10 protein-coding genes and 2 pseudogenes are annotated in these 14,593 nt (G+C 72.4%); 11 read left to right on the top strand and 1 reads right to left on the bottom strand.

The window, feature by feature from the left end:
* Positions 1 to 60: 60 nt before the first annotated feature.
* The 11 genes and pseudogenes from C1703_RS36600 to C1703_RS36650 all read left to right on the top strand — a co-directional run bounded on the left by C1703_RS36600 (position 61) and on the right by C1703_RS36650 (position 13,325).
* A complete protein-coding gene (locus C1703_RS36600) occupies positions 61 to 1,101 on the top strand; it encodes a DUF3068 domain-containing protein (RefSeq protein ID WP_114256865.1) in 1,041 nt (346 codons plus the stop codon).
* Positions 1,102 to 1,353: 252 nt separating this feature from the next.
* Positions 1,354 to 2,532 carry a glycosyltransferase family 4 protein gene (locus tag C1703_RS40030; protein ID WP_114256866.1) on the top strand — a complete coding sequence of 393 codons (1,179 nt, stop codon included), beginning with the start codon at positions 1,354 to 1,356 and terminating at the stop codon, positions 2,530 to 2,532.
* Positions 2,529 to 3,275, top strand: a complete 747-nt coding sequence (locus C1703_RS36610) for a class I SAM-dependent methyltransferase (RefSeq protein ID WP_232840701.1) — start codon at positions 2,529 to 2,531, stop codon at positions 3,273 to 3,275. Before C1703_RS40030 ends, C1703_RS36610 begins: the two co-directional genes overlap by 4 nt.
* Complete coding sequence (locus C1703_RS36615; protein ID WP_114256868.1) at positions 3,272 to 7,618, top strand: alpha-(1->3)-arabinofuranosyltransferase family protein; 4,347 nt, start codon at positions 3,272 to 3,274, stop codon at positions 7,616 to 7,618. Before C1703_RS36610 ends, C1703_RS36615 begins: the two co-directional genes overlap by 4 nt.
* Positions 7,615 to 9,018: a condensation protein gene (locus tag C1703_RS36620; protein WP_232840702.1), complete on the top strand. Its 1,404-nt coding sequence runs from the start codon at positions 7,615 to 7,617 to the stop codon at positions 9,016 to 9,018. Before C1703_RS36615 ends, C1703_RS36620 begins: the two co-directional genes overlap by 4 nt.
* On the top strand, positions 9,015 to 9,755 hold the full coding sequence (locus C1703_RS36625) for a class I SAM-dependent methyltransferase (protein ID WP_114256869.1): 741 nt from the start codon (positions 9,015 to 9,017) through the stop codon (positions 9,753 to 9,755). The genes C1703_RS36620 and C1703_RS36625 overlap by 4 nt, the downstream gene beginning before the upstream one ends.
* An 11-nt stretch (positions 9,756 to 9,766) precedes the next feature.
* Positions 9,767 to 10,600 (top strand): annotated as a pseudogene (locus C1703_RS36630) (DMT family transporter); the annotation flags it as partial.
* 70 nt (positions 10,601 to 10,670) lie between these two features.
* A complete protein-coding gene (locus tag C1703_RS36635; protein WP_114256870.1) occupies positions 10,671 to 10,898 on the top strand; it encodes a Trm112 family protein in 228 nt (75 codons plus the stop codon).
* A 120-nt stretch (positions 10,899 to 11,018) separates the two neighbouring features.
* Positions 11,019 to 11,681: pseudogene (locus tag C1703_RS36640) on the top strand (helix-turn-helix domain-containing protein); the annotation flags it as partial.
* 16 nt (positions 11,682 to 11,697) lie between these two features.
* Positions 11,698 to 12,366 carry a TetR family transcriptional regulator gene (locus tag C1703_RS36645; RefSeq protein WP_114256872.1) on the top strand — a complete coding sequence of 223 codons (669 nt, stop codon included), beginning with the start codon at positions 11,698 to 11,700 and terminating at the stop codon, positions 12,364 to 12,366.
* Between the two features lie 59 nt (positions 12,367 to 12,425).
* A complete protein-coding gene (locus tag C1703_RS36650) occupies positions 12,426 to 13,325 on the top strand; it encodes an aldehyde dehydrogenase family protein (protein WP_232840811.1) in 900 nt (299 codons plus the stop codon).
* Positions 13,326 to 13,345: 20 nt separating this feature from the next.
* On the opposite strand, the gene C1703_RS36655 is transcribed toward C1703_RS36650, so the two are convergent.
* Entirely contained in the window at positions 13,346 to 14,566 is a 1,221-nt protein-coding gene (locus tag C1703_RS36655) for a metallophosphoesterase (protein WP_114256874.1), read from the bottom strand.
* Positions 14,567 to 14,593 lie beyond the last annotated feature (27 nt).

Raw genomic sequence — 14,593 nt, forward strand, 5'->3', positions numbered from 1 at the left:
CATTTCCCCGTCACCACGGGCCGCCGCCCCGTCCGCCCCTACCGTTCGCCGGGAGTCTCCATGCTCCGACGTGTCCCATCCCTGCTTGCCCTCGCCCTGCTGGGTGTCGGCGTCTTCCTCCTCACCCTCGCACCACTGCTGACCTGGTATGTCGTTCCGCGCGTGAAACTCACCCCGCTCGATGTGGACGTGACGTCGGTGATGACCGGACGGGGGAGCTACTTCGACGCCGACGCGGCAACCACCGTGCACGGGCGCACGATCACTGTCACTCGGCGGGTCCTGGGCGACGTTGACGCCGGCGCCGCCCACAACGCCGCCGTGTGGGACGTCTCCACGACCATCGACACACCGAAGACCCTGCCGCTGAAGGACCCGCGACGATCCCTGCAGTGGACCGTGGAACGCTGGGTGTCCGACCGCCGCACCAACCTGCCCGTTCACTGCTGCGGGGAGACACCGGCCTTCGACGCGGACGCGTTCCTGAAGTTCCCCTTCGACGTCCGCAAGCAGACCTACCGCTGGTGGGACAGCACTCTCGGCGCCTCGATCCCGTTGCGCTACACCGGCACGAAGAAGGTGTTCGGCCACGAGGGTTACCGGTTCACCGGCTCGATTCGGCCGGTCCGTACCGGCACGCGCCAAGTTCCCGGGGCTTTGGTCGGGCTTCCTCGACAGGGACAGGTGCTCGCCGAGCAGTGGTACGCCAACGCTCGTATCGCCCTGGTCGTGGACCGGCACAGCGGCCAGATCATCGACGCGAGCATCGCACCGAAGGTGACGCTGCGCCGCCCCGGTGGCGAGCGGGACGAGGTCACCCTGCTGCAGAGCGACCGCCTCGGAATGAGCGACGCCACCCGCCGTGTCGTGGTGGACCGGGCCGTGGCCGACAGTCGCAAACTCCAACTCGTCGAAGGGACTCTGCCGACCGCGGCACTGTCGGTGGGCGGCCCGCTTGCCGTCCTGGCGCTGCTGATGCTGCTGATGCTGCTGATGCAGGGGAGGCGCTCACCGTCCGTCGTAACGCGCGAAGGAGCTTTGTCACCCGCGCGTAACGATCCGCACCAGGACGCTCATGACACGAATTTGTCATCGACGTGACTAGTGCGTGAGCACAGTGTATCCAAAACTGACGGCGCCACGTGCACCCCGATCGCGATGGCACCCGGGTCGGCCCGCCCCGAACGCGCCGGCCCGTGCATTGCGCGCCCCGACGCGCGAAACGTATACCCCGCGCCCAACTCGCGCGGACCGCCAAGCCCACCTCGATCGCGTGCTGTGGGCCGTCGGACACGGCTCACGTCCCGTCCCAGTCACCCGCACCCGTGCGTCCTGCCATGAGTCGGAGCCCCCATGCCCCAGAACGCCCCTGTCCTGGCAACCGCTCCCCACGTCACCGAGGCGGCCGGTTCCACCGCATCCCCTGACCCGCCCCGGCCGGGCACCGTCGGCGCTCCCCTGCGCCTCACCTTCCTCGCCCGCCGCGACCTCGGCAACAGCGCGGCCGGCGGCAGCGAACTGCTCGTCCACCGCATCGCCGAAGGGCTGGCCGAAACCGGCCACGACGTGTCCCTGGTGTGCGGTGGACCGGCCGCCGAGGACCGCGCCTACCGCGTGGTGTCGGCGGGCAGCGACGCGGGCCACTTCCTGCGCGCCCGGCGGACGTTCACCCGCCGGGTCGGCGAGGCGGATCTGCTCGTCGAGGTCTGCAACGGGATGCCGTACCTCACCCCGCTGTGGCACCGCGGTCCCACTCTCTGCCTGGTCAACCACGTCCACACCGACCTGTGGAGCATGCGCTACCCGGCGCCGGCCGCATTCCTCGGGCGCCGGCTGGAGCACTGGGCGCTGGCCGGCGCCCACCGCGGGAACCTGGTGATCGCCGTCTCCGAGTCGACCGCCTCGGCGCTCACCCGGATCGGCGTCCCCGAGGACCGCATCCGGCTGGTGCACAACGGGGTCGAGGAACCCGGCCCGCTCGTTCCCAAGGCCGCCGAGCCGCTCTTCCTCGCGATGGGCCGGCTCGTCGAGTACAAACGGGTCGATCTCCTGCTGAGGCTGTGGGAACGAGTCCGCCCGGTCACCGGCGGCCGGCTGGTGATCGTGGGGGACGGTCCCGAACGTCGGCGGCTCCAGGCGCAGGCCGGGCCCGGCGTGGTCTTCACCGGGCGGGTGTCGGAAGAGGAAAAGCACCAACTGCTCTGCCGCTCCTGGCTGTTGCTGCATCCGTCGGCCGTCGAGGGGTGGGGGCTGGTCGTCATGGAGGCCGCTGTCCGTGGCACGCCCGCCATCGGCTTCGACATACCGGGGCTGCGCGACTCCGTCCGGGACGGCCTGACCGGTGTGCTGGCCCGCGGAGAGAGTGCCTTCGTCGCCGCATGGTGCACCCTCGCGCTCAGCGACGGGAAGCGGGAGCAGATGGGCCGGGCGGCCGCCGGCCGAGCCGCCGGCTTCACCTGGCGGCACACGCTCGACCAGTTCCGGGCCGTGGCCGTCGAGGCATACGCCCGACACGCCGGGGGCCGCGCGTGACGCCCACCGCGACCGTCCTCAAAGACCCTTCGCCGCGCCGCTCCCTCACCCTCTTCCGCGCGTTCCGGCGCGAGCAGACCGACCCCGGGCTCTGCTACGCACTACTCGCCCGGGACTCCGCCGACCAGCTGGAGAAGCACGTGCCGCTGGCCGGCCGGGTGGTGGTGGACGTCGGTGGCGGCAGCGGTCACTTCACCGAGGAGTTCCTTCGCCGGGGTGCCCACGCCTACCTCTTCGAACCCGACCTCGCCGAGCTGACCGCCAGGGGGCACGCGCCCCGGCACGCCGTGCGCGCCGACGGCTACCTGCTGCCGCTCGCCGACGGTGTCGCGGACGTCTGCTTCTCCTCCAACGTCCTGGAGCACGTGGCCGACCCGCAGACCTTCCTCAGTGAGCTGATCCGGGTCACCCGGCCCGGCGGACTGATCTACGTCTCCTTCACCAACTGGTACTCCCCGTGGGGCGGGCACGAGACCGCCCCCTGGCACTACCTCGGCGCACACCGCGCTCGAGAGCGCTACCGCCGCCGTACCGGACGCACGGCCAAACACACCCTCGGCGAGAACCTCTTCGCCGTCCACATCGGCCCCACCCTCCGGCAGGTACGGGCCCGGGACGACGTGACCGTCGTGTCGGCGCGCTCCCGCTACTGGCCCTTTCTCGCATCCGCCGTCACCCGCGTCCCGTGGCTGCGCGAGTTCGTCACCTGGAACCTCCTTCTCCTCCTCCGGCGGTGCTCATGACCGATCTGCTGGCCGCGGCACCCGCCGAGCCCGGCTCTCCCCATTCCGGCCGCGAGCCCCGCGACGGCTCCTCGACACCCGGCGGCCGACGGCGCCGCCGCACGCTCCTGGCCTTCTGGGCGGTCGTCTTCCTCACCTTCCTCGCCCCCTCGCCGGGCAAGATGACCTTCGAGACCAAGCTCGGTGTGGCCCTGGACCCCATGCGGTTCCTGGGCGACCTCGGTCACCTCTGGCAGGCCCGGGCGGGTTTCGGTGGCATCAGCGACCAGTACGTCGGCTACGTCTTCCCCTCCCTGCCGTACTACGCGCTGACGGACCTCGCGCATGTGCCGGTGTGGCTGGCCGAGCGCTTCTGGATGTCGGCCATCGTCACCACCGCGTTCTGGGGCGCGCTGCGCCTCGCCGAACGGCTGGACATCGGCACCCGGCCGACCCGCTTCCTCGGCGCCGTGGCCTACGCGCTGTGGCCGACGTTCACCATCGTCGTGGGGTCCACCTCGGCCGCCGCGCTGCCCGGCGCGATGCTCCCGTGGGTGCTGCTGCCGCTGACCTCGCCCAGCCTCAACGCCCGTACCATGGCGGCCCGTTCGGCACTGCTCGTGCCCTTCATGGGCGGTGTCAACGCCGTCTCCACGCTGGCTTCGCTGGTGCCCGTCGCCCTGTACCTGGTCAGTCGGCCCGGGAACGAGCACCGGCGCCACAAGTGGTCGCTGATCGCGTGGTGGAGCGTATGCGTGACGCTGACCACGCTGTGGTGGGTGGTTCCGCTGTTCCTGCTGCGGGTCTACGGCGAGAATTTCCTGCCGTACATCGAACAGGCCGACACCACGACCGCGACGATGGCGGCCACCGAGTTCCTGCGCGGAGCCGGCAACTGGGTCGCCTATCTGCACTTCGGGCAGGCCTGGCTGCCCGCCGGGTGGACCGTGGCCACCGCGGGCGTCGCTGTGCTGTGCTCGGCGTTGGCGGCGGCCCTCGGCCTGGGCGGACTGGCCCGGCGCGACCTGCCCGAACGTCGGTGGCTGGTGCTGACCGCGCTGCTCGCGGCCCTCGTCGCCCTGCCCGGATACAGCGGCTCGCTGGGCGGCCCCTTCCACCACACCGTGCAGGAGTGGCTGGACGGCCCGCTCAGCCCGTTCCGCAACATCTACAAGTTCCAGCCCGGACTCGCTCTTGCTCTCGCCCTGGGCCTCACCCACCTGACGGCGGTGGCCACCGCACGGCTCGTCGTCCGCGTCCCGCGCCCCCGCCGGCTCGCGCCCGCCCTGGCGGTGCTGATCGTCCTGCCCGGCCTCGCCCTGCCCTACCTCAACGGCACCCACCTGCAGCCCGGCGCGTTCAGCCGACTGCCCGCCCACTGGAGCAAGGCCGCCGACTGGCTGGAACGGCACACCCCCGAAGACCGGGCCCTCGTCGTCCCAGCCACCGCGCACGGCACCTACACCTGGGGCTCACCCATCGACGAACCCCTGGACGTGCTCGCCAAGTCCCCTTGGGCACAACGGGACTTCGTGCCGTTCGGCACGGCGGGCGCGCGCCGCACCATGGACGCGGTGCAGCAGGCGCTGCAGACCGGGGCCCAGGTGCCGGGACTGCGCGATGTCCTGACCCGGGCCGGGCTGTACGCCGTCGTCGTGCGCAACGACCTGGACCCCGACCAGATCGGATACGTCCCGCCCCCTGTGGTCCAGCGCACCCTGGAATCCTCCGGCTACCGCAAGGTAGCCCGGTTCGGACCGTTGTTGACCGCCGGCCGCATCCCCGAGGACACCCCCCTCCAGGTCCAGGGCATCTACCCCCGTCAGCGGGCGGTGGAGATCTACGAACCGACCGACAACACCGCCCGACCCGGCCGGGTCGCCCTCAAGCCGGTCTCCGACACCGTCGCCGTCAGCGGCGGCCCCGAGTCGCTCCTCCGGCTCTCCGCAGCCGACCCGACGTTGAAGAACCGTCCCACCGTGCTCACCGGTGACGCCCACCCCGGCCTGGGCGTGACGCCGGAACAGGTCGTCGCGGACGGACTGCGCCGCGCCGACACCCGCTTCGGCCTCGTCGGCGCGAACACCTCGTACACCTACTCAGTGGGGGAGCGGAACCCGGTCGACAGCACCCAGGACCCGGACCAGGAACCCAAACAGATACTGCCGACTCAGGGGATCAGCCACCAAACGACGGCTGTGCTGCACGGCGCCCGCTCGGTGAACGCGTCGAGCAGCGGCAACTGGCTGTTCCAACTCCCGCAGTACGACCCGGTCAACGCCTTCGACGGCGACTCCCGCACCGCCTGGGCGGAGGGGAGTGCGGGGACGCCCGTGGGCCAGTGGCTGCGCATCGCCTTCGACGCCCCGACCCGCCTCCCGTCCTCGATCTCGGTGACCCCTCTGGCCGGCGACGGCATGCGGGCGGTACCCACCGAGGTGCGCGTGGAGACCGACCGTGGCCGGGCCGACAGTGCCCTGCAACCGAACGGCACCCGGCAGAGCGTCGCCGCGCCGACCGGGACCGCGAAGTGGCTGAAGATCACCGTTCTGGCGGTGCAGCAGTTCCGGCCGGGGCTCTCCGGCGCCGGGTTCGCCGAGGTGGCGGTGCCCGGAGTGCGGGTCACCCGGGCCCTGGCGCTGCCCACCGACGCCGACCGCACACAGTCGGCTGCCCGCGTCTACTCGCTGCACCGCGACACCGCGCCCGGCGGCCTCTCCCCGGCCGAGTCCGGACTGCACCGGCAGTTCCGGACGCCGACGCGCGGCTCGTACGACATCTCCGTGCGCGCACAGGCCGTACCCGGCACCGGACTCGACCGCCTGCTCGACCGGATCGCCTCGGCCCGGGGGAACCGGATCACCGTCACCGCGGACTCCACGAGCCGGCTGAGCGCGGACCTGAGCCCCCGCAATCTCGCCGACGGTGACCTCACCACCGCCTGGATCGCGGGCGACCGGCCCGTCGTCCATCTGCGCTGGCAGGGCAGGAAGATGATCGACCAGATCGTGTTCGGGGCGGCGCACGGACTGTCCGCGCGGCCCGCCGAGGTCCGCATCAGCACCCCGTACGGGTCCACCACGGCCGGCGTCGACGACAACGGCATCACCCGCTTCGACCCGATCACCACGGATCGGCTGGACGTCACCTTCAGCAAGATCGCGGAGACGACGGTCCACAACCCGGTCGCCGACGCCCGGCTCCAACTGCCTGTGGGCCTGAGCGAGATCTACGTACCGGCATTGGCCGGCTACCGCACTCCCCAGCCCGCCCCGGCCGCGCGGTTCTCCCTGGGGTGCGGGAAAGGGCCTGCGCTCGTCGTCGACGGCAAGCGGTACGCCACCAAGGTCTCGGGCCACGTCAGCGATCTGACGCAGCGCCGGCAGCTGACGGTCCGGCTCTGCACGGGCACGGCTCTCGGCCTCGACCCCGGCACGCATCGGGTGGACGCGGACGACAGCGGGGCGCTCGCTGTGACGGACGTGACCCTGCGACACGGTGCAACCGCCGCGCTGGCCGGCGATTCCCGTACCGTCGCAGTCCGTACCTGGCATGCCGACGACCGCAGTGTCTTCGTCGGCGCGGGCCGGGCGTCGTACCTGCAGACGTACGAGAACGTCAACGTCGGCTGGAGGGCCACCCTCAACGGCCGGGAGCTGAAGCCGCTGCGCCTCGACGGCTGGCAGCAGGGATGGCTCATCCCCGCGGGACAGGGAGGCACCGTCCACCTCGAGTACGCTCCGGCCCGCGTGTACCACGCAGGCCTCGTCGGCGGAGCGGTGGGGGTGGCGGCGGTGGCCGTACTCGCCTTCGTCAAGCGGCGGCGCACTGTGCCCGCGCACGGCGCTGTTGCCGCTGCCCCGGTCCCGACGCTGCCTCCGCCTCCGGGCCAGTTGCTGGGAACGGTGGTGCTGGCGGGCGTGGTGTCTGCCGCCGCAGGACCGATGGCGCTGATCGTGGTGGCCTTGGCCGCCGTGGCCCGGTGGCGGGCGTCGCTGCTGACGCCGATCGCCGTGGCCGCCATGGCCGCCGCTGGTGTCGTCGCGGCGACGGGCGCCGGCCAACCCGTCTCCCTGGGCACAGGCGCATTCGGCACGGTCGGACAGGCGTTGGCCCTCACCGCGTTGTCGGCGGCCCTGGTCACCGCGGACGGGCTCGGTCGAGGCAGGCGTTCCGGTGGCACCGGCCCGACACAGCGGACCGTGGCCGTGTCCCGGGCCACGGCCACGGTGGTTCCGGCCGAAGAAGGGCAGGGCGACCCGGACACCGTCACGGCGGTACAGACCGGGAAACAGCCGCTCGGGCACCCGGAGACCAGCCAGGGCTCCGACGAGCGGACCGGACGAGAGGAGGGTTCGGCATGACCGCCCCGGTGAGGTTCGCCCCACCGCGCGAGGGGCTCCGCGAGCTGTTCACGCCCGCGTGGCGCATCCCCTTCGGTCCCGTGGACGAGGTGTCCCGGCACTGGGTCAGAGAGACGGAACCGGAGACGGTGCACATCGAGGTGCATCTCTCCGGTCGTCCCGAACCCGGCCGGTTGCGGCACGCGTTCGCGGAGGCCCTGCGCCGCCATCCCCGTGTGCTGCTGCGCGAGGCACCCGGGCGCTGGTACCGACGGCGCTACGAGTGGGACGTGACACGGGGCCCGGACGTGGACCCGGTCCACTTCCCGCCGTCCGGCCCGGGCGCGCTCGTGTCGGCCCGCATCCGGGCCCTGTCCCACTGCCCGTCACTGTCGGCGTCACCGCCGCTGCGGTTGGAGGTGGTGGATCCCGGCCCGGACGCCGACGGCTGTGTGCTGGTCCTGACCCTCCACCACACCGCCCTTGACGCACCGACCGGACTGCGGCTGTTGGCCACCACGGCCGAGGTGTACGGCGGGGTGGACAACGAGCCCGCGCCGCCCCGTCCCGGCCGCGGGCGGAGCGGGCCCGAGGCCGTGCCCCCGGCCCCGCGCGGCCGACCGGCGCGGGTCGCGACGGGTGCGCCGGCCGATGGCCGGAGAGCGGGCGCCGCCGTCGACGGGCTTGCCCTGGCCGAACTTCCCGCCCCCGCACGCCCACTCCGTGGCCTCGACGGCACGGCTCCCCACACTCTCAACGACCAGCTGCTGGTGGCCGCTTCCCTCACGGTGACCCGCTGGAACCGGCTGCATGGCAGCCCTGTCCGGCCCGTCTGGCTGAACATGCCCGTGGACGACCGTCCGCACGGCCCGCACATGCCGATGGGGAACGGCACCCGGATGTTCAGGGTGCCGGTCTCCCCGCAGGACCCTGCCGACCAGCCGCGGCTGGCAGCGGATCCACCCGATCCGGATGCGGTCGCCCGGCTCCTGGCGCAGACGGCGCTACGCACCCGCGCGCTCAAGGCCGCCCGGCCCGGTCCGCCGCTCGGCCGGAGCGCGGCGCTGCTCACCCTGCCCGTGCTGCCCGTCGGCGCCCGGCGGGCGGTGGCCCGCGCGGTACGTGAGGCGGGGTCGTCGCGCGCGTCGACCATGCTGGTCAGCAATCTGGGCCGGGCCCCGTATCCCCTCGACTTCGGGGACGCGGGACGGGCCCGCGCCGTGTGGTTCTCCGGCCCCGCCCGTCGGCCGACCGGACTGAGCCTCACCGTCACCGGCGCCGACGACCGTCTGCACGTGGCACTGCGCTGGTCGCGGACCCTCTTCGACGACACCGCCGGCGCCCGTCTGAGCGAGCTCTTCGCCCGGTCCCTCCACGCCACCTCGTGGCGGGACCCCGTACCCCACCGGAACCGCGCATGACCGCCACGATGCGCCCCGCCGAGCTGCGGGACTTCTACGAGAACCCCGCCGTCCCCGTCGCCTCCGGGGCCGAGCGCAGTCTGCGCCAGGCCCGGATCCTGGCCCGCGCCCTGGGACCGGCGAGCCCCGGCCGGGCCCCCGCGACGGTCCTGGACGTCGGCTGCGGCGACGGCACGGCGGCGCAGACGGCGGCGCGAGAGCTGCACGGTCACCACGTCATCGGCATCGACTGGTCGCAGGACGCGCTGCGCCGTGCCGCGCCGCGTCTGTCGGCCGCCGTACGAGGAGAACTCTCCGGCCGCGGTCTGCCGGTCGCGACGGCCAGCGTCGACGCAGTGCTGTTCAGCGAGGTCATCGAACACCTAGTCGACCCGGACAGTGCGCTCGACGAGCTGCGCCGGGTACTCCGTCCCGGCGGACATCTGATGCTCTCCACCCCAAACCTGGCAGCCTGGTACAACCGCGCGCTGCTCTTGGCGGGCGTACAACCCGTGTTCTCCGAGGTCAGCCTGCGCGCCATCCACGGCCGCCCGGGACGCGAGGTCGTCGGCCACCTCCGGCTCAGTACGGCGCGTGCCCTGCGCGGTCTCGTCACGGCGTCCGGGTTCGAAGTGACAGCGGTGGCCGGTGCTCCTTTCCACGGGGTCCCGCGGCCGCTGCGCCCACTGGACCGGGCGCTGTGCCGGATCCCGTCGCTCGCCTCCATTCTCCTCGTGCACGCTCGGCGGATGCCGTGACGGCCTGGGGAGTGGCGGCCGCGTTCTTGGCCAACGTCCTGTACGCCACCGGGTTCGCCCTGGAAAAGCGAGCGCTCGACCGACTGCCGGCCTTGCGGGGGAGCCAGCCGGCGCGCGCGTTGCGGCACCTGCTCGGCAGCCGGCTCTGGCTCGCGGGCTGCGCACTGCTCGGCCTCGGCTTCGGCGCGCAGCTGGTGACCTACCGGATCCTTCCGATCGCGGCGGCCCAGGGTCTTCTCACCGCAGGACTGGTGCTGCTGCTCCTGCTGACGTCCCGATTGCTCGGAGAGCGTCCCGGCTGTCGCGAGTGGGGCGGTGCCGCGCTGATCGGCGCGGCGCTGCTGATGCTCGTGGCATCGCTGCACGGAGACCATGGCCAGGTCGGCCGGACAGCGCATCCGGCCACCCTCCTCGGCGTGTCGCTGCCCGCGCTGGCGGTGGCCGTCGGGCTGTACGCCGACGCGGAACGCCGGGCCCGGCGCCGGCACCGGCTTCCCACCACCGGCGTGGTGTACGGCGTGGCCGTGGGCCTCGTGTACGGGGTCAGCTCGCTGGCGACGAAGGGGACGTCGGGGCTGCTGAGCGCACGCGATGCTGTCGGCTCGGCATGGGCTCTGCTCACCTCGCCCTACCCCTTACTGCTGCTCCTCAGCGCCGGTGTGGGGCTGGTGCTGTCCCAGACCGCGCTCCAACGCCACCGAGCCACCGTCATCGTTCCCGTCTCCACTGTCGTGACCTGCGTCTTCGCTGCGGTGACGGGGACATACGCGTTCGGTGAACCACTGCCCCAGGACGCGCTTCACCTGGGGCTCCGGCTGGGCGGCACGGCTGTGGCCGTACTGGTGCTGCTCGTTCTGCCGCGCCACGACCGTCAGGCCGCACCCGCAGGCGCAACCGTCTCCAAGGAGTTCGAAGATGAAGCCCGACGACCCGCTGCTCAAGATCCTCGCCTGCCCGATCGACAAGGGGCCGCTCGTCCTGCTCGACTCCCAGGACGCGCTTTACAACCCCCGGCTCGGGCGCCGCTACCCAATCGTCGGCGGGATACCGCAGCTGCTTCCCACGTCGGGTGAACCTGACCGCCGCGCCCTCCAGGACGAAGAGGGACGTACATCACATAGATCTGATGACATTGTGCATTGACGATGATGTCGCCAGTGCTGACTATCTCATCAATGTCGGAGCCGATGGTGGAGGAAGGCTGTCGCAGTGAGCGAGAACGGCCCCTGCCGAACCCTTCAGAGATTGTTCGCCGAGTGCCCCGGAGAGGTCGGCGAGGCACTGGCCGAACGCGCCGCCCTCGTCGACTGGAGGTTGCCGGACCGCGTTGCCGTCGCGGAACTGATCAGGCCGGCCCGTGACGCGGTCGCGCCCGCGGTTGCGGCCGACGTGCTTCTCGACATGGAACGCGACCGGCCGTTGATGGTGGTCCCCGAGCCGGAGGCGGCCGGCCGGCCCGAGCAGCTGAGGCGGGCTCTCGTGGGCTGGTCCGGCGCAATCGGCCCGCCCGTGCCGCTGGCCAAAGCCGCGAAGTCGCTGCGGTGGGCCCAGAAGGCGGTGCGTCTCATCGCGGACAAGCGGCTTCCCGCCGGGGAGGTGCTGCACTGCGCCGAGTACGGCGAGGCTCTGATCCTGCTGCCGGCGGAAGAACTGGTCGAGAACCTGGCACAGCGCTGTCTCGCGCCGCTCACCGAATGCCATCCGGCGCGCAGCCACCGTCTGGAGGAAACGCTGCTCGCCTGGTTGCAGACCCGCGGCGGCGCCCCTGAGGTCGCGGCGCGGCTGGGCATTCACCCGCAGACCGTCCGCTATCGGCTTCGCCAGATACGTCAGCTCTGGGGCGAGGAGGTCGACGATCCGGATCGGCGCTTCGAACTGGAATTGGTCCTCCGGGCACGCAGGCTGAGCAGGGGCGCGGCGGTGTGATGTGTGGGAGGAAAGCATGGCGCAACCCGGAAGGCGCCCGGCGCAGCAGGAGCGCAGCAGGATCACGGAGCGCAAGATCCTGGCGGCGGCGCGGCAGGCTCTGGCCGAGGACGGCTGGGAGGGTCTGGCCGTCGCCCGGGTGGCGGCGGCGGCCGGGGTGTCGGTCGGCTCGGTCTACGGACGCTTCACCGACAAGGACGGCCTGGTCCACGCCGTCCAGCACGACATGCTGGACGAAGTCGACGCCGACCTGCGCGACGCCTTCGCACGGCTCGGTGAGCGCACCGACACCCCGCCGGCCCAGCTGGTGGCGGACGCGGTGCACGCGCTGGCTGAACAGGTCGCCCGGCACGGTGTGGTGATGGGACGGCTGATCCTGTGGGCCGCCGCGGACCCGTCGCTGCGCGAACGCGGCAACGCCACTGGCGCCCTGGCGGAAGAACTGTTCACCTCGCTGGTACTGGATCGCGCCGATCAACTGGCCTGCCCCCGCCCGGAGGCGGCGGTGCCCATGGCTTTCCGCGCCGTCAACTCGACGGAGACAGATGCCGTCGAGGCGATCCGTGAGCTCACCGGCGGCTTCGGCGTGGGGCGTGCAGCTTGCGCTCAGCGCGGCGTCGCCCACCAGCGGATGCCGCATGCACAGGCGGCCGGGGCTGCCGCAGCCCACGCCCGTACTACCTGACGCAGGCGGCATGGATGGATGCCGGACAGTCCGGATGGGCGACCGCCCAAGAAGGGGGGATGGGGGCTCTGTGCTCACCGCCCTTCTTCCTCCGCTGCGATGCGGGCGCCTGCGCCCAGCAGGTATGCCTGGCAGAGCGCGTTGAGTTCTTGAAGTTGCCGGTGCCGGGTGATCGGACGGCACCCTGCGGCGGCCGGGCCAAAGATGACCTGCCACACCTACCGGCAGGCCTTCTACGTCCGCGACCCGGCCGGCACCGTGGTCCTGGTCGGCTGCGCCCCTGCGTCCTCGTCCCACGGGAACACGAATCCGCCGCCCACGACGCGATCTCGGCCGAACTGGCCGGCGTGACCATCGGCAACCCCACGGCGGAGGGCGTCCGGATGGGCGCCGTCGTCAGCCTCGCGCAGCGGGGCGACGTACGGCGGGCCGTGCGCCGGATCGCCGAGTCCGGCCGCTTCGTGTACGGCGACCCCGACAGGGTACGGGTGATCGACGCGGACGCCGAGCGGGGCGCCTTCCTGGACACCCTGCTCATCTCGGCAGACCCGGAAGCCGCCGCGCCCCACGAGGTCGAGCCGTTCGGCCCGGCGGCGACCGTGCTGGCGTACCGCGACACCGCCCACGCCACGGACCTGATCGCGCGTGGCCGAGGCAGCCTCGTGGCCTCCGTGGTCGGCGACGACCTCGCCTGGACGACTGCCTTCGTCCGGGGGACGGCACCCTGGCACGGGCGACTGCACCTGCTGGACTCGACGAACATGGCCCGGACGACCGGCCACGGATCACCGCTCCCCGCCCTACGGCACGGCGGTCCCGGGCGGGCCGGCGGCGGCTCGGAGATGGCCGGAACCCGCGGCGTCGTGGACCTGATGCAGCGCACCGCCCTCCAGGCGTCACCACGGTTGCTCGACTCGCTGTACGGGGAACAGCCGGCCGCGGGCTGCGACACCGTTTGAGACCGAGTGTCGTGCGGGTGCTACATCGAGGTGGGCGGGTGCGGGCTGCGGAGCACGAGCAGGGTGATCTCGCTGGGGGCGAAGACGCGGAACGGCGGGCCCCAGAAGCCGGTGCCGCGGCTGGTGTAGAGGAGGGTGCGGGTGCCGTGGCGGCTCAGGCCGGCGAGGGCGGGCTGGTCGAGGCGGACCAGGTGGTGGAAGGGCCAGATCTGGCCGCCGTGGGTGTGGCCGGAGAGCTGGAGGTCGATGCCCTCGGCTGCCGCCCGGTCGACGAACTTGGGCTGGTGGGCCAGGAGCAGGACGGGCAGGCCGGGGTCGGCGCCGTCCAGGGCTCCGGCGAGGTGGGCGCGGTGGCCTGCCAGGCCGGAGGACTCGGCGGTGACGTCGTCCACGCCGGCGACCACGAGGGTGTCGCCTCCGCGTTCGAGCAGCAGATGGCGGTTGCGCAGCGGCTCCCAGCCCAGCTCGCCCATCAGGTCGACCCAGCCCTGGGCCTCGCTGTAGTACTCGTGGTTGCCGGTGACGTACACCCGGGCCCGGGTGGCCCGCACGGTACCGAGGGGGACGGCCTGGGCGCGGCGGCGTGCGGCCGTGCCGTCCGCGATGTCGCCGGTGTGGCAGACCAGGTCGGCTTCGAGAGTGTTCACCGTCTCGCACACCCGTGCCGACCAGCGGGCGCGGTCGAGCGGGCCGTAGTGGGTGTCGGTGATGAGGACGACGCGGAGGCCGTCCAACCCGGCACCCAGCCGGGGCAGTTGCACGTCGAGTCGGCGCACGCGTGGCACGCGGCGGGCTTCGGCGTACCCCCAGGCGAGGAGGAGGGCGGACACGCCGAGTACGGCCCACGTGACGATGCGGGCCCGGTCCTGACTCCCGCCGACACCGGCCAACGCCAGGGCGAGCCGCAAGGGGACGCCGAGCAGCACGGACCAGGTGAACAGAATCCAGCTCGTGCCCAGCAGGGTGTCACCGACGATGGCCGCCCGGTCCTGCTGGCGCCGGCCGTGGCCGCGCATCATCGCGAGCGGCATACCGACGAGGCCGAGGGCGAACAGGGCGGTGCCGACCAGGGCGACGGGCAGCGGCCAGTGCTGGCCGGTGTGCAGGAGCACCCAGCAGGGCACGACCCACAGCAGGACGGGGGCGATCAGGGGGAGGTAACGCATCAGGCGGAGCAGTCGGCTCTGCCGCGGAGCTCGCGTCTCGCCGTCGGCGGGTCGGGTGTTGCTGGTGTCGGTCACGCTTGCCCTCCCTGACCAGACTGCCGT

Origin of the sequence: Streptomyces sp. Go-475 (assembly GCF_003330845.1) — a bacterium.
Classification (GTDB): domain Bacteria; phylum Actinomycetota; class Actinomycetes; order Streptomycetales; family Streptomycetaceae; genus Streptomyces.